The organism is Massilia sp. IC2-477 (assembly GCF_020707265.1).
Lineage (GTDB): Bacteria > Pseudomonadota > Gammaproteobacteria > Burkholderiales > Burkholderiaceae_D > Telluria.
The window spans coordinates 41,178-61,647 of the sequence record NZ_JAJFEQ010000005.1 but is presented as its reverse complement, the minus strand read 5'-3'; the positions used below and the strand labels follow the sequence as shown (position 1 = coordinate 61,647).

18 protein-coding genes are annotated in these 20,470 nt (G+C 67.0%); 16 read left to right on the top strand and 2 right to left on the bottom strand.

The window, feature by feature from the left end; all coding sequences use genetic code 11:
* Position 1: 1 nt before the first annotated feature.
* Complete coding sequence (locus LK542_RS11475) at positions 2 to 3,184, top strand: EAL domain-containing protein (protein ID WP_227812005.1); 3,183 nt, start codon at positions 2 to 4, stop codon at positions 3,182 to 3,184.
* Positions 3,153 to 5,459, top strand: coding sequence for a xanthine dehydrogenase family protein molybdopterin-binding subunit (locus LK542_RS11470; RefSeq protein WP_227812255.1), 2,307 nt, complete (start codon positions 3,153 to 3,155; stop codon positions 5,457 to 5,459). Before LK542_RS11475 ends, LK542_RS11470 begins: the two co-directional genes overlap by 32 nt.
* Positions 5,460 to 5,585: 126 nt before the next feature.
* Here the strand turns inward: LK542_RS11470 and LK542_RS11465 are convergent, their stop codons facing one another.
* Positions 5,586 to 6,005, bottom strand: a complete 420-nt coding sequence (locus LK542_RS11465) for a thioredoxin family protein (RefSeq protein WP_227800897.1) — start codon at positions 6,003 to 6,005, stop codon at positions 5,586 to 5,588.
* An 82-nt stretch (positions 6,006 to 6,087) separates the two neighbouring features.
* Between LK542_RS11465 and tsaB the strand changes: the two genes are divergently transcribed.
* Genes tsaB through LK542_RS11445 form a run of 4 tightly spaced genes read left to right on the top strand, consistent with a single transcriptional unit; the run spans position 6,088 to position 9,068 of the window.
* Positions 6,088 to 6,804, top strand: a complete 717-nt coding sequence (gene tsaB / locus LK542_RS11460; protein WP_227812004.1) for a tRNA (adenosine(37)-N6)-threonylcarbamoyltransferase complex dimerization subunit type 1 TsaB — start codon at positions 6,088 to 6,090, stop codon at positions 6,802 to 6,804.
* Entirely contained in the window at positions 6,801 to 7,271 is a 471-nt protein-coding gene (gene rimI / locus LK542_RS11455; protein WP_227812003.1) for a ribosomal protein S18-alanine N-acetyltransferase, read from the top strand. Before tsaB ends, rimI begins: the two co-directional genes overlap by 4 nt.
* Positions 7,268 to 8,131 carry a uracil-DNA glycosylase gene (locus LK542_RS11450; protein WP_227812002.1) on the top strand — a complete coding sequence of 288 codons (864 nt, stop codon included), beginning with the start codon at positions 7,268 to 7,270 and terminating at the stop codon, positions 8,129 to 8,131. The genes rimI and LK542_RS11450 overlap by 4 nt, the downstream gene beginning before the upstream one ends.
* A complete protein-coding gene (locus LK542_RS11445; RefSeq protein WP_227812001.1) occupies positions 8,115 to 9,068 on the top strand; it encodes a DUF1853 family protein in 954 nt (317 codons plus the stop codon). Before LK542_RS11450 ends, LK542_RS11445 begins: the two co-directional genes overlap by 17 nt.
* Positions 9,069 to 9,112: 44 nt before the next feature.
* On the opposite strand, the gene lplT is transcribed toward LK542_RS11445, so the two are convergent.
* Positions 9,113 to 10,363: a lysophospholipid transporter LplT gene (gene lplT / locus LK542_RS11440; protein WP_227812000.1), complete on the bottom strand. Its 1,251-nt coding sequence runs from the start codon at positions 10,361 to 10,363 to the stop codon at positions 9,113 to 9,115.
* Between the two features lie 148 nt (positions 10,364 to 10,511).
* Here lplT and alr point away from each other — a divergent pair, with 148 nt between their 5' ends.
* The 10 genes from alr (at position 10,512) to phoR (ending at position 20,462) form a co-directional block, all read left to right on the top strand.
* On the top strand, positions 10,512 to 11,618 hold the full coding sequence (gene alr / locus LK542_RS11435; RefSeq protein WP_227811999.1) for an alanine racemase: 1,107 nt from the start codon (positions 10,512 to 10,514) through the stop codon (positions 11,616 to 11,618).
* A complete protein-coding gene (gene radA / locus LK542_RS11430) occupies positions 11,611 to 12,987 on the top strand; it encodes a DNA repair protein RadA (protein ID WP_227811998.1) in 1,377 nt (458 codons plus the stop codon). Before alr ends, radA begins: the two co-directional genes overlap by 8 nt.
* 58 nt (positions 12,988 to 13,045) lie before the next feature.
* Complete coding sequence (locus LK542_RS11425; RefSeq protein ID WP_227800905.1) at positions 13,046 to 13,366, top strand: PilZ domain-containing protein; 321 nt, start codon at positions 13,046 to 13,048, stop codon at positions 13,364 to 13,366.
* Positions 13,367 to 13,886: 520 nt separating this feature from the next.
* The gene (gene pstS, locus LK542_RS11420) at positions 13,887 to 14,924 is read left to right on the top strand and encodes a phosphate ABC transporter substrate-binding protein PstS (RefSeq protein WP_227811997.1); all 1,038 of its coding nucleotides are present in this window, start codon (positions 13,887 to 13,889) and stop codon (positions 14,922 to 14,924) included.
* 72 nt (positions 14,925 to 14,996) lie between these two features.
* Entirely contained in the window at positions 14,997 to 16,022 is a 1,026-nt protein-coding gene (gene pstC, locus LK542_RS11415; protein WP_373889530.1) for a phosphate ABC transporter permease subunit PstC, read from the top strand.
* On the top strand, positions 16,022 to 16,879 hold the full coding sequence (gene pstA / locus LK542_RS11410) for a phosphate ABC transporter permease PstA (RefSeq protein WP_227811996.1): 858 nt from the start codon (positions 16,022 to 16,024) through the stop codon (positions 16,877 to 16,879). The genes pstC and pstA overlap by 1 nt, the downstream gene beginning before the upstream one ends.
* A 33-nt stretch (positions 16,880 to 16,912) precedes the next feature.
* Positions 16,913 to 17,707 (top strand): phosphate ABC transporter ATP-binding protein PstB, encoded by a 795-nt coding sequence (gene pstB, locus LK542_RS11405; protein WP_373889539.1) that lies wholly within the window; start codon positions 16,913 to 16,915, stop codon positions 17,705 to 17,707.
* Positions 17,708 to 17,747: 40 nt separating this feature from the next.
* Positions 17,748 to 18,449 (top strand): phosphate signaling complex protein PhoU, encoded by a 702-nt coding sequence (gene phoU, locus LK542_RS11400; RefSeq protein WP_227800908.1) that lies wholly within the window; start codon positions 17,748 to 17,750, stop codon positions 18,447 to 18,449.
* Positions 18,450 to 18,451: 2 nt separating this feature from the next.
* Entirely contained in the window at positions 18,452 to 19,138 is a 687-nt protein-coding gene (locus tag LK542_RS11395; protein WP_227811995.1) for a response regulator, read from the top strand.
* Between the two features lie 31 nt (positions 19,139 to 19,169).
* Positions 19,170 to 20,462 (top strand): phosphate regulon sensor histidine kinase PhoR, encoded by a 1,293-nt coding sequence (phoR, locus tag LK542_RS11390; protein WP_227812254.1) that lies wholly within the window; start codon positions 19,170 to 19,172, stop codon positions 20,460 to 20,462.
* The last annotated feature ends 8 nt before the right edge of the window (positions 20,463 to 20,470 follow it).

Genomic DNA, 20,470 nt, shown 5'->3' with positions numbered 1-20,470 from the left:
GATGTCCTTGCCCCGATTTTCACTTCGCCGGCTGCCCGCCAGGCTGCGCGAGCTGTACGGCCGCTCGATCTACGGCGCGCTGCTGCTGGTGGTCTTCTTCGGGCTGGCGGTGCCGGCGCTGGTCGGCGGCTACGTGCTGCTCGGGGTCCACGAGCGCGAGTCGAGCGCCCGTACCCTCAATGACGCCCTGCAGCGCAACGCCGACCTGCTGGCGCTCGGCATCCAGGAATCATTATGGGACATGAACCTGGAAGCCGCACGCGCGCTGGCCGATTCCTTCATGCGCGATCCGGCCGTGGTGCACGTGGCGGTGCGCGACCTGGCGCAGAATGAGCTCATCAACCGGCGTGCACTGCTGTTGCCGGGTGCGCGCGCCTACCGCGCCGAGCGGACCATCGTGGTGCGCGGGCAGACCATCGGCCACGTGGCGATCGAGATGGGCGACTATTATTACCAGCAGGAGTTGCGCACCAAGCAGCGCAACTACGCGCTGGTGCTGGCGCTCCAGCTGGTGGTGTCGCTGCTCTTGATCGCGCTGCTCTTCAAGCGCCGCCTGCTCTCGCCCCTGCGCACGCTCACCAGCTTCTCCGACCGGCTGGCGCGCGGCGACTTCGACACCCCGCTGGCGTTGCCGGCCCACGACGAGCTGGGGCGCCTGGGCACCCAGATGGAGGGAATGCGCACCGCGATCGGCCAGCTGTTCGCCGACATCGGCCGGCGCGAGGAGCAGTTCCGCACCATCGTCACCCAGGTGCCGGGGGCCGTGTTCCGCGCCCGGCCGGGCGGCCACATCGACTTCGTCAGCGACGCCATCGAGGAGATTTCGGGTTATGCCGCCGAGCGCTTCATGCTGGCCACCACCGACGACTGGGCCGACATCATCCATCCCGAAGACCGCCGCATGCACCGTCACGTGGTGCGCGATGCGCTGCAGGCGGGCAGTCCCTACGAGGTCGAATACCGCATCATCGACGCCGGCGGCATCGAGCGCTGGGTGCTCGAGAGCGGCCAGCCACTGGGCGAAGCCGGCAGCGCGGAATTCCGCGTCGACGGCATCATCTACGACATCAGCGAACGCAAGCACGACGAGATGCGCATCGAAGCCCTGCTGACCGAGCAGGGCGCGATCCTGGACAACGTCATGTTCGGGGTGCTGTTCGTGCGCGAGCGCCGCATCGTCTCGGCCAACCGGCGCAGCGAAGAACTGTTTGGCTACGGCGAAGGGGAGATGGTGGGCCGCTCGACCGAGATCCTGTTCCCGGGCCGCGCCGAGTACGAGCGCCTGTGGCTGGAAAAGTATCCGAGGCTCGCCAGCGGCACCGACGCCGGTGAGGAAATCCAGTTCCGCCGCGGCGACGGCAGCGTGTTCTGGCTCCTGGTCAGCGGCTGCGCGCTGGACGCGGCGCGCCCGAACGAAGGCAGCATCTGGGTGTTCGCCGACATCACCGAACGCAAGCTGGCCGAGGAAAAGCTGCGCCTGTCCGCCACGGTGCTCGAGCACATCGCCGACGGCGTGATGGTGCTCGACCCGGCCGGGCGCATCGTCGCCACCAACCCGGCCTTCACCCAGATCACCGGCTATACCGAGCGCGAGGCCCTGGGCCAGCAATCGAGCCTGACGCGCGCCGGCCGCCACGACGAGGGCTTCTACCAGCAGCTGTGGGGCGACCTGGCCGACACCGGCTTCTGGCGCGGCGAAAGCTGGCAGACCCGCAAGAATGGCGAGGTCTACCTCGAATGGCTCACCGCTTCCGCGGTGCGCAACGACGCCGACGAGGTGACCCACTACGTCTGCGTGTTCAGCGACATCACCAAGGTCAAGGAATCGCAGGAAAAGCTCGATCACCTGGCGCACCACGACCCCCTGACCGGGCTGCCGAACCGGCTGCTGTTCCACGACCGCCTGCAGCACGCGATGGCGCGCGCCGGGCGCGAGGGGCAGGAGCTGGCGGTGCTGTTCATCGACCTGGACCGCTTCAAGAACGTCAACGACACCCTCGGCCACCACGTGGGCGACGAGCTGCTCAAGCAAGTCGCCGCTGCGCTGACGCGCTGCCTGCGCGAGGGCGATACCCTGGCGCGCCTGGGCGGCGACGAATTCATCGTGCTGCTGGAAGACATCGACGGCGCCTTCGGCGCGATCCAGGTGGCGGAAAAGCTCATGCACCTGTTCGGGCAGCCGCTTACCGTGGCCGGCCACGAGCTGTTCGTCACCGGCAGCGTAGGCATCAGCCTGTATCCGCAGGACGCCACTGACCTGAACATGCTGGTGCGGAACGCCGACGTCGCGATGTACCAGGCCAAGGCGCGCGGCCGCAACGGCTACCAGTTCTACGCGCCCTCGATGAGCGGCGAGGGCGTCGAGCGCCTGCGCCTGGAGACCCTGCTGCGCCGCGCGATCGAGAAGAGCGAGATCTATCTGGCATACCAGCCGCAGGTCGAGATCGAGAGCGGGCGCCTGGTCGGGGTCGAGGCCCTGGTGCGCTGGGCCAGCCCGGAACTGGGCAACGTGCCGCCGGTGCGCTTCGTCCCGGTGGCCGAGGACACCGGTTTCATCAACCAGCTGGGCCAGTGGGTGCTGGCCGAAGCCTGCCGCCAGATGCGGGCCTGGGACGATGCCGGGCTGCGGGTGCCGAAGATGGCGGTCAACCTGTCGGTGCGCCAGTTCGAGCGCGGCAGCATTGCGCCGACTGTCGCCGCGGTGCTGCAGGAGACCGGCCTGGCCGCCGACCGCCTGCAGCTGGAAGTGACCGAGTCGGTGATCATGAATACCGGCGACGCGCTGGAGCACATCAACGACCTGCGGGCGATCGGCGTCGGCCTGGCGATCGACGACTTCGGCACCGGCTACTCCTCGCTGGCCTACCTGAGCCAGCTGCCGGTACAGACGCTCAAGATCGACCGCAGCTTCATCCAGGATATCTCGGTCGATGCCAACGACGAGGCGATCGCGGTGGCCATCATCCAGCTCGGCAAGAGCCTGGGCCTGGCGGTGGTGGCCGAAGGCGTCGAGAACGAAGAGCAGGCCGGCTTCCTGCTGCGCCACGGCTGCCGGCTGGCCCAGGGCTATCTCTACAGCCGCCCGGCGGCCCCAGGCGATATACTGGCGCATTGGAGACTGGTAGAGGAACAGCGACACGATGAATCGAACGATGCCGGCGCAGCCGAAGCAAGCCAGGCCTGAGGAAGCGGCGAAGGGGCGCGGCCTGACGCGCCGCCGCTTCCTGCTGGGCGGCGTGCTCGCCGGCGGCGCGCTGCTGGTCGGCTGGGGCGTGCAGCCGCCGCGCCAGCGCCTGCATACGGCGCATCCGCTGGCGGTCGCCGACGATGTCGTGGCGCTGAATGGCTGGATCGCGATCGCGTCCGACGGCACGGTGTCGGTGGTGGTGCCGCGCAGCGAGATGGGGCAGGGCGTGCATACCGCGCTGCCGATGCTGGTGGCCGAGGAGCTCGACCTTCCGCTCGATCGCGTGCGCATCGTGCAGGCGCCGATCGACAAGATCTTCGCCAACCTCACGGTGCTGCGCGAGAACCTGCCCTTCCATCCCGACGATGCCGGCAGCACGCGCCAGGGCGCGCAGTGGCTGATGGCCAAGCTGGGACGCGAACTGGGCATCATGTTCACCGGCGGCTCCACCAGCGTGAAGGATGCCTGGATCCCGATGCGCGAAGCGGGCGCGGTGGCGCGCGCCATGCTGCTCAAGGCCGCGGCCGAGCAGTGGCGGGTGCCGGTGGCGCGCCTGCGCACCGAGGACGGCTTCGTGCTGGATGCGGCTGGGCGGCGCCTGGGCTACGGCGCGCTTGCCGCAGAAGCGGCGCGCGTGGGCGCAGGCATCGAAGCCGGCGACGTGCGCCTGAAGGAGCCGCGCGACTTCCGCCTGATCGGCAAATCCCTGGCGCGCCTGGACAGCCGCGCCAAGGTCGATGGCAGCGCGCGCTTCGGCATCGATGCTCGCGTGCCTGGCATGCTCTACGCGGCCGTGAAGACGGCGCCCATGGTCGGCGTCGTCCTGACCGATTACGAGCGCACCGCGGCCTCGATGCCGGGCGTGCTAAAACTGGTGCAGACGCCGGGCCTGGGCGACGAAAACAGCGGCATCGGCGCCGGCGTCGCCGTACTCGCCACCAGCTGGTGGCAGGCCAGGCAGGCGCTGGAAGCGTTACGGGTCACCTGGGTAGGCGTCGACACCGAGAGGCTCTCCAGCGAGACCGTGTTCGAGGGCTTCGCGCGTGCGCTCGACGGGGAAAGCGGCTTCGTGTACCACGAAAGCGGCACCCAGGACGTGGCTGGCGTGGCGCTGACGGTGTCCGCTGAATACCGCGCTCCTTTTCTCGCGCATGCGGCGATGGAACCTATTAACTGCACCGCCCAGGTCGTCGATGGCAAGGTGCGCCTGTGGGCCTCGACCCAGGTGCCGAGCGTGGCGGTGGACGTGGCGGCGCGCACGGCCGGCGTCGACCGCGACGACGTGGCGATCGAGGTGATGCTGCTGGGCGGCGGCTTCGGGCGCCGGCTGGAGGTCGACATGGTGGCGCAGGCGGTCGCGGTGGCGATGGCGGCGGACGGCAAGCCGGTGCAGCTGATCTGGACCCGCGAACAGGACATCCAGAACGACGTCTACCGCCCGGCCGCGCTGGCGCGTTTCCGCGCTCACCTGGACGCGCAGGGGAACATCCTGGCCTGGGACAACAAGTCGGCCAGCGGCGCCATCGGCCACCAGTACTTCCCGCGTAACCTCGGGCTGCCCGGCGTGGGGCCGGACAAGACCACGGCCGAGGGCGAATACGACATGCAGTATGCGATCGCCAACCAGCGCATCGCCCACGTGATCGTGGACAGCAAGGTGCCGCTGGGCTACTGGCGCTCGGTGGGGCACTCGCATAACGCCTTCTTCAAGGAGGGCTTCCTCGACGAGGTCGCGCACGCGGCCAAACGCGACGGCGTGGAATTCCGGCGCGCCCTGCTCAAGGAACACCCGCGCGCGCTGGCGGTGCTGAACGCGGCGGTGGCGCGCGCCGGCCAGCCGCAAGCGGGGCGCGCCCATGGCGTGGCGCTGCACCGCTCATTCGGCAGTACGGTGGCCCAGGTGGCCGAAGTGTCAGTGAAAGGCACGACGATCCGCGTGCACCGCGTGGTGTGCGCGATCGATTGCGGGCTGGTGGTGAACCCGAATATCGTGGCCCAACAGGTGGAATCCGGCGTGCTGTTCGGCCTGTCCGCCGCGCTGCACGGAGAGATCACGATCAAGGAGGGACGGGTAGAGCAGTCGAACTTCGGCGACTACCCGGTGCTGCGCATGAACGAGGCGCCGCATGTCGAGACCATCATCATGCCGAGCGCCGAGCATCCGGAAGGTGTCGGCGAGCCGGCGGTGCCGCCGATTGCGCCGGCCGTGGCGTCGGCAGTGTTCAAGCTTACGGGGCAGCGCCTGCGCAGCCTGCCGCTGCGCTTGGCGTAGGGTGGGCGGGGTGTTTCAGGCCAGTGGCCTGAAACACGAACGCCCACGCGGTCGGCTGACACTAGATCTGACGACGCGACTGCTCAATCGACAACCATCACCGCGTGGGCGGAGAATCCGCCCACCCTACGCAGCGAGCAGCACGCGCAGGTTGCAGTCGCGCTGCCAGCCGCGCCGCTCTTCGCTGGACGCGGCCAGGCGCGCCAGCTCGTCCAGCGTGGCGGCGGCCTGCGCCTGCACCAGGCGATCGGCCACGGCGCCGTCGGGCAGCATGGTGCCGAAGAAGGCGACCGTATCGCCGCGCTGCACCAGCAGGGTGGGGAAGTTTTCCACGTCCAGGTCGCCGACCACGTCGGCCTGGTCTTCGATATCGATCCAGACGAAAGTCTTGTCAGGGTGGCGCGTGGCCAGCTCCTCGAAGGTGGCGCGGTAGGACGAGCAGGTGCCGCACCAGGCGGCGCACAGGCAGGCGACCATCAAGCTGTCGCCGTCGATGGCGGCGGCAATGGCGGCGCGGTTGTCGGAATCCAGGGTCAGGCTTTGCATGTGCCGGATTGTACCGTGTGTTGTGTCCGCGCGCCGTGGCCGCGACGTGGCCGAGGCTCGGCCGAGCAGGTAAAATAACGCCATGCCCAAGATTCTCGCCATCGAAACCTCGTCCGAGCTCGCCTCCTGCGCGCTGCTCGACGGGGACCACGTCATCGCCCGTTCCACTTCCGGCGTGCGCACCCATTCGCAATCGGTCCTGCCCATGGTGCAGGAACTGCTGGGCGAAGCCGGGATCCAGCTGGCCGACTGCGACGCGGTCGCGTTTGGCGCCGGTCCCGGCTCCTTCACGGGCGTGCGCACCGCCTGCGGCGTGGCCCAGGGCCTGGCCTTCGGCGCCAGTCTGCCGGTGCTGCCGCTGGTGACACTCGAGGCGATGGCGGAAAGCTGCCGCGCACGTACCGGGGCAACCGAGGTGCTGACCGTGCTGGATGCGCGCATGGGTGAGGTCTACTGGGCCCAGTATGCATTCGATGCCGCACGCGGCGCCTGGCGCGAAGTCGCCGCGCCCGCACTGTGCGCGCCGCAGGACGTCGCACCGCTGCCGGCCGCCGGCCTGGCCGCCTGCGGCAATGGTTTTTCCGCCTATCCGGACGCGTTTGCCGGCAAGCCCTTTGCCGAAGGTGCACTGCGCGACATCCTGCCGCACGCGCGCGAACTGGCGCTGCTGGGCGCCCCGGCGCTGGCTGCGGGGCTGGCCGTGCCGCCGGCCCAGGCCCAGCCGATCTACCTGCGCAACAAGGTCGCCTACACCAGCGCCGAGCGCCAGGCGATCAATGCTGCAAAGGCCGGGGCATGACGGTGCTGACTGAGCTCACCCGCCTGCGCTTCGCGCCGATGGCAGCAAGCGACGTGGACGAGGTCCACGCGCTCGAATGCAGCGTGTTCCCGTACCCCTGGAGCCGCGCCAACTTCAGCGAGTCGCTGGCCAGCGGCTACGATGCCTGGACTGCGCGCGACGAATCGGGCGCCCTGGCTGGTTATTATCTGTTGATGTACGCGGTGGACGAAGCCCACCTGCTGGACGTGGCAGTCGCCGCCGGGCGCCAGCGCCAGGGCCTGGGACGCCACCTGCTGGACCGGATCGGCGAGCGGGCGCGCGAGCAGGGCATGGCCTCGGTGCTACTGGAAGTGCGCCCGTCCAACGAGCGCGCGCTGGCCGTCTACCGGCGCTACGGCTACCGCGAGATCGGCCGCCGCAAGGGCTATTATCCGGCGCATGGCGGCCAGCGCGAGGACGCCATCGTGATGAGGATCGACTTGTGAATCGTATCAGCGACCGCGACGCGGCCTTCCTGGCCGAGATGGGCATCGGCCCGCTGTGGAGCCCGCGCGCCGCGCCGCAGCCCGAGCCGGCTGCCGCCCCGGAACCCGCGCCCGAGACTGTGGCCGTGATCGAGGCGGTCGCGCCGCAGGCGCCGCAGCCGCTGGCCCCACCCCCGATGCCGCGCCAGGTCGCCGAAGCGCCTGTCCGTCCCGCGTGGACGCCGCCGCCCGTCGAGGACAGTGCCTGGGGCGACGTGGCCGAGTCCGAACGCGCCGATGTCTCCACCATGGACTGGGCCGCGCTGCGCCAGGCCATTGCCAGCTGCAAGCACTGCAGCGCCTGCAGCGAAGGGCGCAAGCCGGTGCTGGGCAGCGGCGCGCGCCAGGCCCGCTGGCTGGTCGCGGCAGGCACCGCCAGCGCCCTGGACGAAAAAGCGGGCTCGCCGATGACGGGCGAGCCGGGCAAGCTGCTCGACAACATGCTGGCGGCGGTCGGCATGTCGAGGGAAAGCGATGTGTACGTGACCGCCCTGGTGAAATGCCGTCCCGCGAATGCGAATGGCGGGGACCGCGCGCCCACCCTCGAAGAAGCGGCGGCCTGCCGTCCCTTCCTGGAGCGCGAGCGCGAACTGACGGGCGCTGGCCTGGTGCTGACCCTGGGCCAGGTGGCCGCCAACGGCCTGCTCGGCAAACCGCTGGCGGAGCCGCTCGCGGGCAGCCGCGGCGCGGTGCATGCGCTGGGCGCGGTGCCGCTGGTGGCGACCCTGCATCCGGGCGAACTGCTGCGCCGGGGCCCCGACAAGGCGCTGGCCTGGGCCGACCTGTGCCGCGCTCGATCCGAACATGGACGCGCCGGCTGAGAGCTACCAGCAAGGCTTTCACCGCCGCTGGGGCCACCTGCGGCGCGCCCGGGTGCGGGCGCTGGCCTGGCTGCTCGACGCGCCGGACCTGCTCGATGCCGACGACCCGCAATGGGCCGGCCGCATCGCCACCATCGGTCCGGTAGGCCTTGACGTCGCCGACTGGCTCGCGCGCCTCGACTTCGATCCGGCGCCGCTCGACGCGGCGCTGGGCGGCAAGATTTACACGCGCCTCGGCCTGTATGCCGAAAAGCTGATGGCCGTCTATTACCAGGAGCAGGGCCGCCTGGTGGCGCACGGCCTGCAGGTACGCGCCAGCCCCAATGACACCATCGGCGAATTCGACTTTCTGCTGGAAGACGGTGCCGAGGCGCTCGAGCACATCGAGTTCGCCACCAAGTTTTACCTGTTGGACGGGGAGGGCGGCCAACAATTCGATGCTTTGGTCGGTCCCAACTTGGCCGACAGCCTCGGGATCAAGATGCGCAAGGTGTTCGAGCGCCAGCTCAGTCTGGGCGCGCATCCGGCCGCCCAGGCCCTGCTGCCGCGTCCCGTGTCCAGGGCCCGGGCATTGGTGAAGGGCTGGCTGTTCTACCCGGCCGGCTCCTGGCCCGACATGCGCGGCATCGCCGCCGGCCATTGCCGCGGTTTCTGGTGCTCGCTGGACGAGATCGACGGGCTAGCGGGTGAAGAATTCCTGATGCTGCCGCGCCTACAGTGGCTGGCGCCGTTCAAGGCGGCGTCGGCGACCTGGATGCTCAGTCGCGCCCAGCTCCACGCCGAGCTGTCGGCCCAGTTCGAGACCTCATCGACGCCGGTGCTGGTATCCAGCGTGCGTTACACGCCGGGGACGATCGAGGAAGTCGAGCGCGGCTTCATCGTGCCGAACGACTGGCGCGAGCGCGCCGCCGCACGACGGATGGTCAAGGCCGTGTGATACGTATCACAGAGGTTTTGCGCCCCTGTAATACGTGGAATGAATCAGTGTTTTTCCTCGCCGATCAGCGCCAGCGAATCGTGCTCGCGCTGGTTGGCCGCGTGGCGGCGCCCGATGAAGTACATGAGAGCGGCCAGCGAGGTGCCGAACAGGACGATGATGATGTCCAGGTCCAGGTTCAAGGTGATCATGATCGCGTACAGCGCCAGCATGGTCAGGATCGACAGGTTCTCGTTGAAGTTCTGGACCGCGATCGAGTGGCCAGCGCTCATCAGGACGTGGCCGCGGTGCTGCAGCAGGGCGTTCATCGGCACCACGAAGAAGCCTGCCAGGAAGCCGATCAGGGCCAGCAGCGGGAACGCCAGGGTCACCGAGGTCACGAAAATCATGATGCAGACCACCAGGCCCATGATGATCCCGAGCGGGATCACGGTCAGCGACTTGCGCAGCGGGATCATGCGCGCGGCCATCGCCGCGCCCAGGGCCACGCCGATCGCGAATACGCCGATCAGGTTGCTGGCCTTGTCGAGCGGCATGTGCAGCGAGCGCTCGGCCCATTCCAGCACGATGAACTGCAGGGTTGCGCCGGCGCCCCAGAACAGGGTGGTCACGGCCAGCGAGATCTGGCCCAGCTTGTCGCGCCACAGGGTGGCCGAGCAGTTGGCGAAATCGGCGATCAGCTTGGCCGGATTGCGCTCTTGGTGCTCGTAGCGCGCGCCGGTATCCGGGATGCGCAGGTTGAACAGGGCGGCCAGCACGTAGATCACGACCACCACGCTCATTGCGGCATGGGCGCCGGTGTCGAGGCCCGGCACACCGAGGCTGAGGAGGAAGGCGGAGCCGCGCTCGCCCGCCAGGGTCCCGCCCAGCACGGTGCCGAGGATGATCGACATCACGGTCAGGCCTTCGATCCAGCCATTGGCCGGCACCAGCTTCTCGGGCGGCAGCAGTTCGGTCAGGATGCCGTACTTGGCAGGGGAATAGACGGCAGCGCCGAAGCCGACCACGGCATAAGCCAGCAGCGGATGCACGCCGAAGAACATCAGCGCGCAGCCGGAAATCTTGATCAGGTTCGCGATGAACATCACGCGGCCCTTGGGCAGCGAATCGGCGAACGCGCCGACGAAGGCGGCCAGCAGTACGTAGAAGAGTACGAATGACAGCTTCAGCAGGGGAGTCAGTGAAGCCGGGGCGTTCATCGACGTCAGCAGACGGATCGCAACAAAGAGGAGCGCATTGTCTGCCAGCGACGAGAAGAACTGCGCCGCCATGATGGTATAAAAACCACGGTTCATTCGAAAAGAGTAAAAACTGGTCCGAGTTGCTTTATACCATGAATGCCCCCTGCGCCAAAAGAAAACCCGCCATGTCAAAAGCGTAGTCGGGCCCGGTCCGGTAAAATAGACCCCTTGTTCCCCACACCGCTCGAAGCCGGTTTTTGCCATGCCCCGACCGCTTTCCGCCACCATCCACCTCGACTCGATGCAGCACAACCTGTCCCGGGTGCGCACTGAGGCGCCGCTCGCGAAGATCTGGGCCGTGGTCAAGGCCAACGCCTATGGTCACGGGCTCGAACGCGGCATGCGCGGCTTTGCCCAGGCCGACGGCCTGGCCTTGGTGGAAACCGAAAACGCGCTGCGCCTGCGCGAAGCGGGCTGGATCAAGCCGATCCTGCTGCTGGAGGGGATTTTCGATGCCTCGGACGTGCCGCTGCTGGCCGAACACAATATCAATAGTACGGTCCACAACATCGAGCAGGTCAAGATGCTGGAATATACCCAGCTGTACCGCCCGATCGACGTGCACCTGAAGATGAATACGGGGATGAACCGCCTGGGCTTTACGCCGGACGAGTACGCGGCCGCGTACAAGCGCCTGCGCGCCATCCCGGGCATCCGCAACATCACCCACATGACCCACTTCGCCAATGCGGACGAGCTGGAGCACCCGCGCCTGACCATCGCCGAACAGGTGCGCCGCTTCCAGTATGGCGCGGGCGACTTGCCGGGCGAGCGCAGCCTGTCGAATTCCGGCGGTGTGCTGCACGGCGCCGAGCTGGCCGGCATGCTGTCGAACGACTGGGTCCGCCCCGGCATCATGCTGTACGGCGGCACCCCGGGCGGACGGGCGGCGGCGGACTACGGCCTGCGTCCGACCATGACCCTGCGCTCGGAGATCATCGGGATCCAGCAGCTGGAGGCGGGCGAGACGGTCGGCTACGGCAGCCGTTTCGAAGCGCCGGGGCCGATGACGGTGGGGGTGGTGGCCTGCGGCTATGCCGACGGCTACCCGCGCCACGCGCCGCACGGCACCCCGGTGATCGTCGACGGCAGGCGAACCACTCTGGTGGGCCGGGTGTCGATGGATATGATGACGGTGGATCTCACCCCGGTGCCCAATGCCCGGGTCGGCAGCAAGGTGCTGCTATGGGGCGACGGCCTGCCGATCGACGAGGTGGCCCAGGCCGCCGGCACGATCGGCTATGAACTGATGTGCGCACTCGCCCCGCGGGTGCGCGTACTTGAAGGAAGAATGGGAAGCGATGGCTAAGGCACGTACCTCTTTTGTCTGCAGCGAGTGTGGCGGCGTCGCCAGCCGCTGGTCCGGCCAGTGCCCGGATTGCAAGGCCTGGAACACGATGGTGGAAACCGTGGTCGACGCTCCCGGCGTCAACCGCATGTCCCAGACCGCCCACAAGGCCCTGGCGCAGACCGCGCCGGTGCTGTCCCTGAAGGACATCGAAGCCCTCGACGTGCCGCGCTTCGGCACCGGCATCGAGGAATTCGATCGCGTGCTGGGCGGCGGCCTGGTGGCGGGCGGCGTGGTGCTGATCGGCGGCGACCCCGGTATCGGCAAGTCGACCCTGCTGCTGCAGGCCCTGGCCAACCTGGCCGCCACCCGCAACACGCTATATGTCAGCGGCGAGGAATCCGGCGCCCAGATCGCGCTGCGGGCGCGCCGCCTGTCGGTGGACTCGGCCGAACTCAAGCTCCAGGCCGAGATCCAGTTAGAAAAAATCCTCGGCACCCTGGCTGACCTGAAGCCTGAAGTGGCGGTGATCGACTCGATCCAGACCCTGTATTCCGACGCGCTGACGTCGGCGCCGGGCTCGGTGGCCCAGGTGCGCGAATGCGCGGCCCAGCTCACCCGCGTGGCCAAGCAGACCGGGGTGACCATCATCCTGGTTGGCCACGTGACGAAAGAGGGCGCGCTGGCCGGTCCGCGCGTGCTCGAGCACATCGTCGACACCGTGCTGTATTTCGAAGGCGATACCCAGTCGAGCTTCCGCCTGGTGCGGGCGATCAAGAACCGCTTCGGCGCCGTCAACGAGCTGGGCGTGTTCGCGATGACGGAAAAGGGCCTGAAGGGCGTGTCGAACCCGTCCGCCCTGTTCCTGTCGCAGCACGACAGCCAGGTGCCGGGCTCCTGCGTGATGGTGACCCAGGAGGGCACGCGTCCCTTGCTGGTCGAGATCCAGGCCCTGGTCGACGCCAGCCACCTGCCGAACGCGCGCCGGCTGTCGGTGGGCCTGGAACAGAATCGCCTGGCCATGCTGCTGGCGGTGCTGCACCGCCATGCCGGCATCGCCGCCTTCGACCAGGACGTGTTCATCAATGCCGTGGGTGGGGTGAAGATCACCGAACCGGCGGCCGACCTGGCCGTGCTCCTGGCGATCAACTCGTCGATGCGCAACAAGCCGCTGCCGCGTGGGCTGGTGGTGTTCGGCGAGGTCGGCTTGGCCGGCGAAATCCGTCCGGCGCCGCGCGGCCAGGAGCGCCTGCGCGAGGCGGCCAAGCTCGGTTTCTCGGTCGCCGTGATCCCGAAGGCCAACGTACCGAAGCAGAAGATCGAGGGCATGACCATCGTGGCGGTGGAGCGTATCGACGAGGCGTTTACCAAGCTGCGCGAACTGGACTAAATGCGCGGCCGAGCTTTTATAATAGCGCCTGGCTCAACCGTATTCTCAATGGCTTAACGTGTTTACAGAACAAAGAAAATCCGAACGCAAGGTGCTGCGCGTGCGGGCGCGCGTCGCGATGGAAGGCGCGGCGCCCGTCAGCGGCCGCACCAGCGACCTGGGCGCCAACGGCGTCAGCATCAACCTGCCGGACCCGCTGCTGGTCGGACAGACCGGGCAGGTCAGCTTCGACCTGCTGGTCGACGGCAAGCAAGTCCCGATCAGCGCGCGCGCCAAGGCGCTGTATTGCATCTTCAGTAATGGCGAATTCAAGGTCGGCTTCCAGTTCCTGAACCTGGAACTGGCGGCGATGACGGCGGTGGCGCGCTTCCTGCGCTGATACCGATCCGCTTCACAAGCAAAACGGCGAGTGCCCTCTGGGCCTCGCCGTTTTGTCGCTTTATGACATGGTCCGGAGAATCGGACCGGCACTATTCGTGATAGTGATCGTACAAGCCATCCCGGCTACCCTGCACTTCCTGCCAGATCTCGAAAGCCACGAGACCCACCAGGCCGCTGAGTATGCCAAACACCATAACACTCAACATACATACGAACGCTTTTCAGCATCCCCTCCCTGTAAAGATACGCTTTCAGCTTAGCAGACCGCTTCGTATTTACAAGGTCGCCAGGCTGCCGCTTGCGTGAATATTTTTACATCGGATCGGCCTGCTTCGGAGGCGTCGGGAGCTGTCACAATCGCGTTGGCGCGCCCCCGCCAACCCGGCCGCATGACGCACGGCTTTCGCTCTGTGTGACGCCGATTATTTCATCTGTCATCAACTTGTCATATTCGGCCAGTAGACTTCGCAGCGTCAATGAAACGGGACCGAATCCCGGACCTCTCGAAAGGATCCATCATGCGCATGAAGCACCTGTTCGCCTCCATCGCTATCGCAGCCGCCAGCCTCGCCGCCAACGTGCAGGCAGCCACCATCACCGGCGCCGGCGCCACGTTCCCGTATCCGGTCTACGCCAAGTGGGCCGAGCTGTACCAGAAAGCCTCCGGCACCGGCCTGAATTACCAGTCGGTCGGTTCGGGCGCGGGCATCAAGCAGATCAAGGCCAAGACCGTGGACTTCGGCGCCTCCGACATGCCGCTGCCGGCCGCCGAGCTCACCAGCGCCGGCCTGTTCCAGTTCCCGGCCATCATGGGCGGCGTGGTCCCGGTCGTGAACGTGCCGGGCACCGCCCCGGGCCAGATCAAGCTGACCGGTCCGGTGCTGGCCGATATCTACCTGGGCAAGATCACCAAATGGAACGCCCAGCCGATCGCCGCGCTGAACCCGGGCGTCAAGCTACCTAGCGACGACATCACCGTCGTGCGCCGCGCGGACAGCTCGGGCACCTCTTTCCTGTTCACCGACTACCTGTCGCAGATGAGCCCTGAATTCAAGGCCAAGATCGGCGCCGGCACCACCGTCAAGTGGGCCGTGGGCGTGGGCGGCAAGGGCAACGAAGGCGTGGCCGCCAACGTGCAGCGCATCAAGGGCGCGATCGGCTACGTCGAGTGGGCCTACGCCAAGCGCAACAAGATGCAGCACACCCAGCTGCAGAACAAGGATGGCGCCTTCCTGCAGCCGGACGACGAAGCCTTCAAGGCCGCGGCCGCCGGCGCCAACTGGACCGGTACCCCGGGCTTCGCCGTGGTGCTGACCAACCAGCCGGGCAAGGCCAGCTGGCCGATCACCGGTGTCTCCTACATCCTGGTGCACAAGAGCCAGGCTGACGGAAACCGCGGCAAGGAAGTCCTGAAGTTCTTCGACTGGGCCTACAAGAACGGCGACGCTTCCGCCGTCGAGCTGGACTATGTGCCGATGCCGGATAGCGTGACCAAGCTGGTGCAGGACGCCTGGCGCGCCAACGTGAAAGACGCATCGGGCAAGGCGATCTGGTAATCATTGAAACCGCGCAGGGAAGGGCCGGCCAGTACGGCCCTTCCGTTTGCCAAGAAGATTGACAAAATAGCCATGAGCGTACAACCCTCCGTCGCGCTGGACGAGCTGACCGGCCAGGCCTTATCCGAGACCGAAGCCCGCCAGGCCGCGGCCCTGCGCAATACCATGCGCAAGCAGCGCATCCAGGACTTCCTCTTCCATAAACTTACCCTGCTGTTCGCGGCCACCGTGCTCCTGGTGCTGGTCGGGATCATCGTCTCCCTGTTCCTCGGCGCGGCGCCGGCGCTGAAGGAATTCGGCCCCGCCTTCATCACCCGGGTCGAGTGGGATCCGGTGGGTGACCAGTTCGGCGCCATGATCGCGATCTGGGGTACGCTCGCCACCTCGATCATCGCGCTGGCGGTGGCGTTTCCGATCAGCTTCGGCATCGCCCTGTTCCTCACCGAGATCTGCCCGGCCTGGCTGCGCCGTCCCCTGGGCACTGCGGTCGAGCTGCTGGCGGGCGTCCCGTCGATCATCTACGGCATGTGGGGCTTCTTCGTGTTCGCCCCGCTGTTCGCCGACCACGTGCAGCCGCTGCTGAAGAACACCATCGGCCAGCTGCCGGTGATCGGCCAGCTGTTCCAGGGCCCGACCATGGGCATCGGCATCCTGACCGCCGGCCTGATCCTGGCGATCATGATCATCCCCTTCATCGCGTCCGTGATGCGCGACGTGTTCGAAGTCGTGCCGACCGTGCTGAAGGAATCGGCGTATGGCCTCGGCTGCACCAAGTGGGAAGTGGTGCGCAAGGTGGTGCTGCCTTATACCCGCACCGGCGTGGTGGGCGGCGTGATGCTGGGCCTGGGCCGCGCCCTGGGCGAGACCATGGCCGTCACCTTCGTGATCGGCAACGCGCACGACCTGTCCTGGTCACTGTTCTCGGCCGGTAATTCGATCTCCTCGACCCTGGCCAACGAGTTCAACGAAGCCACCTCGGCGATGCACCAGTCTTCGCTGTTCGCCCTCGGCCTGATCCTGTTCGCCATCACCTTCATCGTGCTGTCGGCCGCGAAGCTGATGTTGATCGGTATGTCCCGCAAAGAAGGAACCAAATAATGCACGGCGCCGTGAAAAACCCTGTCTACCGCAAGCGCCTGCTGGCGCACCGCATCGGCATCTTCCTGTCGATCGTTGCCATGGGCCTCGGCCTGGCGGTGCTGCTCTGGATCCTGGCCACCCTGGTCAAGGAAGGCTTTGGCGGCCTGTCGACCGCCCTGTTCACGATGGACACGCCGGCCCCGGGCAGCCCGGGCGGCCTGCGCAACGCCATCGTCGGCAGCCTGATGATGGTCGGCCTGTCGACCCTGGTCAGCACCCCGATCGGCATCCTGGCCGGCATCTACCTGGCGGAATACGGCGAGAACAACAAGTTTGCGCAAGTGACGCGCTTCGTCACCGACATCATGCTGTCGGCGCCGTCGATCGTGATCGGCGTGTTCGTGTACGCCCTGTATGTCTCGAAGGTCGGCAACTTCGCCGGCTATGCCGGCTCGATCGCGCTGTCCCTGATCGCGATTCCGGTCGTGGTGCGCACCACCGACAACATGCTGCGCCTGGTGCCCAACAGCCTGCTGGAAGCGGCCTACGCCCTCGGCGCACCGCACTGGAAGGTGGCGATGACGGTGCGCCTGCGCGCCGTGAAGGCCGGCGTGATCACCGGCGTGCTGCTGGCCGTGGCCCGCGTCTCGGGCGAAACCGCGCCGCTGCTGTTCACCGCCCTGAACAACCAGTTCTTCAGCACCGACATGACCCAGCCGATGGCCAACCTGCCGGTGGTGATCTACACCTACGCGATGAGCCCCTACGACGACTGGCGCTCGCTGGCCTGGGGTGGCGCGCTGCTGGTGACCTTCACCGTGCTGGCCCTGAACATCGTGTCGCGCACCCTGTTCACCCAGAAGACCCCGCGCTGACCGACAACGAACCTATTTGGAATGACCAACGTGATGACCCAAGCCATGACCAAGACGGCACCTAGCGCCGCCAAAGCCAAGACGATCGAGATCGAGGGGCTGAATTTCTTCTACGGGAAGACCCAGAGCCTGAAGAACGTGTCGCTCGACATCCACGACAAGCAGGTGACCGCCTTTATCGGTCCTTCGGGCTGCGGCAAGTCGACCCTGCTGCGCACCCTGAACCGCATGTACGACCTGTACCCGGGCCAGCGCGCCGAAGGTTCGATCCTCTACCGCGGCCGCAACATCCTGGAGCCAGGCGTGGACGTCAACATGCTGCGCGCGAAAGTCGGCATGGTGTTCCAGAAGCCGACCCCGTTCCCGATGTCGATCTACGACAACATCGCCTTCGGCGTGCGCCTGTACGAGAACCTGTCCAAGGGCGAGATGGACGAGCGCGTCGAGTGGGCGCTGAAGAAGGCGGCGTTGTGGGAAGAAGCCAAGGACAAGCTGAATAAGAGCGGCCTGTCGCTGTCCGGCGGCCAGCAGCAGCGCCTGTGCATCGCGCGCGGCGTGGCGGTGAAACCCGACGTCCTGCTGCTGGACGAGCCGACCTCGGCCCTCGACCCGATTTCGACCGCCAAGATCGAAGAACTGATCAGCGAGCTGAAACAGGATTACACGATCACCATCGTGACCCACAACATGCAGCAGGCGGCCCGCTGTTCCGATTACACTGCCTATATGTACCTGGGCGAGCTGGTGGAATTCGGCGAGACCGACCAGATCTTCATGAATCCGGCCCGCAAAGAGACGCAAGACTACATCACCGGCCGCTTCGGCTGATCACAAGAATAGAATACGATTACGAGATTGGAGAGCAGTTATGACGGGCGAGCATTCATCCAAACAGTATGATCAGGAACTGGAAGCGATTCGATCCAAGGTCCTGCTGATGGGCGGCATGGTGGAAACCGCGTTCGACGAAGCGATCGAATGCTTCCGCGTGGGCGATTCGGCGCGCGCCGACCGCGTGATCGCCGACGACCAGGCCGTCAACCAGCTCGAAGTGCAGCTCGACGACGCCTGCTCCCACCTGATCGTGCGCCGCCAGCCGACCGCGAACGACCTGCGCACCGTGATGGCCACCATCAAGGTCATCACCGACCTGGAACGCATCGGCGACGAAGCCTCGAAGATCGCGCGCACCGCCAAGGGCCTGCACGAGCGCGGCGGCACCCCGTTCGCCCACTACGACATGGTGCGCACCATCGCGCGCGCCACCACCGACCTGCTGCACAATGCGCTCGACGCCTTTGCGCGCCTGGACGGCAAGCAGGCGCTGGAAATGATCGCGGCCGACGAAGTGATCGACCACGAATTCCGCACCATCCTGCGCAACCTGATCACCTTCATGATGGAAGACCCGCGCACCATCTCGTCGGCGCTGGATACCCTGTGGGTGGCCAAGGCCATCGAGCGCATCGGCGACCACGCCAAGAACATCGCCGAATACGTGATCTACGTGGTCGAAGGCCGCGACATCCGCCACAGCAAGCCGGTGGTCACCGAGCAGGCGGGCTACTAGGCATGGCGGACAACACGAGCGTCCTGCTGGTCGAAGACGAACCCGCGATCGTCGAACTGGTGAAGTATTCGCTGCGCGAAGCCGGCTGGGACATCCGCACCGCCGACACGGTGGGCGGCGCCTGGGACAGCATCACGCGCGGCAAGCCCGACCTGGTGCTGCTGGACTGGATGCTGCCCGACCAGAGCGGCCTGCGCCTGCTCTCGCGCCTGCGCGGCGACCGTGACTTCCAGGAGATCCCGGTGATCATGCTGACCGCGAAGAGCATGGAGGAGGACAAGATCGCCGGCCTGAACACGGGCGCCGACGACTACGTCACCAAGCCTTTCTCGCCGCGCGAGCTGCTGGCGCGCTCGCGCGCGCTGCTGCGCCGCAAGAGCCCGCACCTGGCCGAAGCGCCCCTGCGCGCCGGCACCGTGGTGCTCGACCCGAACAGCTGCACGGTCTCGGTCGAGAACCAGCAGATCGACATCGGCAACGCCGAATACAAGCTGCTGAAGTTCCTGATGGCCCACCGCGAGCGCGTGTTCTCGCGCGCCCAGCTGCTCGACAAGGTGTGGGGCGACCACGCCGTGATCGAGGAGCGCACGGTCGACGTGCACGTGCTGCGGCTGCGCAAGGCCTTGAAGAGCGCAGATGGCCTGATCCGCACCGTGCGCAGCGTCGGCTACATGCTGTCCGAGAAGTGAGCGGCGCGTGGCTGACGAAACGGTGAGCTCCATCAATCCGAAGCTGCTGTTCTGGGTGCCGGCCGTCCTGCGCCTGGGACTCGTGTTCGCGGCCGCCGGCATCGTGTGGTGGATGTCCGACCTGGTGTCCGCGCTCGTGTTCGCGCTGGCCGCCGTGGTGATCGCACTGTTCGTCCAGCTGCGCTACCTGCACGAACTGGGGGAATGGCTGAACGACCCGCACTCGAGCCGCCTGCCGGACGGGTGGGGCGCCTGGACCGACGTCTTTGCGCGCCTGTACCGCCTGCGGCGCGAGGACGAGCGCCACCAGGCCGAGATGGCCGAATGGCTGGCGCGCTTCCGCCAGGCGATGCAGCTGCTGCCGGAAGGCGTGGCGATCATGGACGACGTGCTGTTCCTCGAATGGTGCAACGAGGCGGCCGAGCGCCACCTCGGTCTCACCATGGCGCGCGACAAGGGCCTGCGCGTGACTAACCTGGTGCGCCATCCCGAGTTCATCGACTACGTGATCCTGGGCCGCTACGAGCAGCCGCTGACGCTGTCCTTCCGTGGCCGCAAGCTCGAATGCCGCATCATCCCCTTCGAGAACCGGCGCCAGATCCTGGTGACGCACGACGCCACCGATACCGAGCGCATCGAGGCCATGCGGCGCGACTTCATCGCCAACGCCTCGCACGAACTGCGCACACCGCTGACGGTGATCGTTGGCTTCCTCGAGATCGCGATGTCCGACCCGGGCCTGGACGTGGCCACCCGTACCGCCCACCTGGAACTGATGACCGAACAGGCGCACCGCATGCAGCGCCTGATCGGCGACATGCTGACCCTGTCGCGCCTGGAGTCCGACGAATTCCCGCTCAAGCGCGAGCGGGTGGACATGCGCGCGATGGTCGATTCGGTCGCCGCGGAAGCCCGCGCCCTGTCCGGCGGCCGCCACCAGGTCGACATCGAGATCGATGGCCCCGACGTGATGGGCAGCCTGGAAGAACTGCGCAGCGCCTTTGCCAACCTGGCCTCGAATGCGGTGCGCTATTCGCCGAACGGCGGCACCATCCGCCTGTCGTGGACCCGCGGCCCCGACGACCTGCGCTTCTCGGTCACCGACTGCGGCATCGGCATCGAACCGATCCACATCTCGCGCCTGACCGAACGCTTTTATCGGGTGGACAAGAGCCGCTCGCGCGAGACCCAGGGCACCGGCCTGGGGCTGGCGATCGTCAAGCACGTCCTGCTGCGCCACGGCGGCCGACTGCAGGTCAGTTCGGTACCGGGGAAGGGCAGTATTTTTACGGCGGTGCTGCCGAATACTTCGCTGCCGGGCTGAGCGCGTAA

Bases quoted from the DNA above. Each gene is read 5' to 3' on its own strand.
- pstC (WP_373889530.1), top strand. From the start codon at position 14,997: ATGAGCGTACAACCCTCCGTCGCGCTGGACGAGCTGACCGGCCAGGCC.
- LK542_RS11445 (WP_227812001.1), top strand. From the start codon at position 8,115: ATGGACGCGCCGGCTGAGAGCTACCAGCAAGGCTTTCACCGCCGCTGG.
- LK542_RS11395 (WP_227811995.1), top strand. From the start codon at position 18,452: ATGGCGGACAACACGAGCGTCCTGCTGGTCGAAGACGAACCCGCGATC.
- alr (WP_227811999.1), top strand. From the start codon at position 10,512: ATGCCCCGACCGCTTTCCGCCACCATCCACCTCGACTCGATGCAGCAC.
- pstA (WP_227811996.1), top strand. From the start codon at position 16,022: ATGCACGGCGCCGTGAAAAACCCTGTCTACCGCAAGCGCCTGCTGGCG.
- lplT (WP_227812000.1), bottom strand. From the start codon at position 10,363: ATGAACCGTGGTTTTTATACCATCATGGCGGCGCAGTTCTTCTCGTCG.
- tsaB (WP_227812004.1), top strand. From the start codon at position 6,088: ATGCCCAAGATTCTCGCCATCGAAACCTCGTCCGAGCTCGCCTCCTGC.
- rimI (WP_227812003.1), top strand. From the start codon at position 6,801: ATGACGGTGCTGACTGAGCTCACCCGCCTGCGCTTCGCGCCGATGGCA.
- pstB (WP_373889539.1), top strand. From the start codon at position 16,913: ATGACCCAAGCCATGACCAAGACGGCACCTAGCGCCGCCAAAGCCAAG.
- LK542_RS11465 (WP_227800897.1), bottom strand. From the start codon at position 6,005: ATGCAAAGCCTGACCCTGGATTCCGACAACCGCGCCGCCATTGCCGCC.
- radA (WP_227811998.1), top strand. From the start codon at position 11,611: ATGGCTAAGGCACGTACCTCTTTTGTCTGCAGCGAGTGTGGCGGCGTC.
- phoU (WP_227800908.1), top strand. From the start codon at position 17,748: ATGACGGGCGAGCATTCATCCAAACAGTATGATCAGGAACTGGAAGCG.
- pstS (WP_227811997.1), top strand. From the start codon at position 13,887: ATGCGCATGAAGCACCTGTTCGCCTCCATCGCTATCGCAGCCGCCAGC.
- LK542_RS11470 (WP_227812255.1), top strand. From the start codon at position 3,153: ATGCCGGCGCAGCCGAAGCAAGCCAGGCCTGAGGAAGCGGCGAAGGGG.
- LK542_RS11475 (WP_227812005.1), top strand. From the start codon at position 2: ATGTCCTTGCCCCGATTTTCACTTCGCCGGCTGCCCGCCAGGCTGCGC.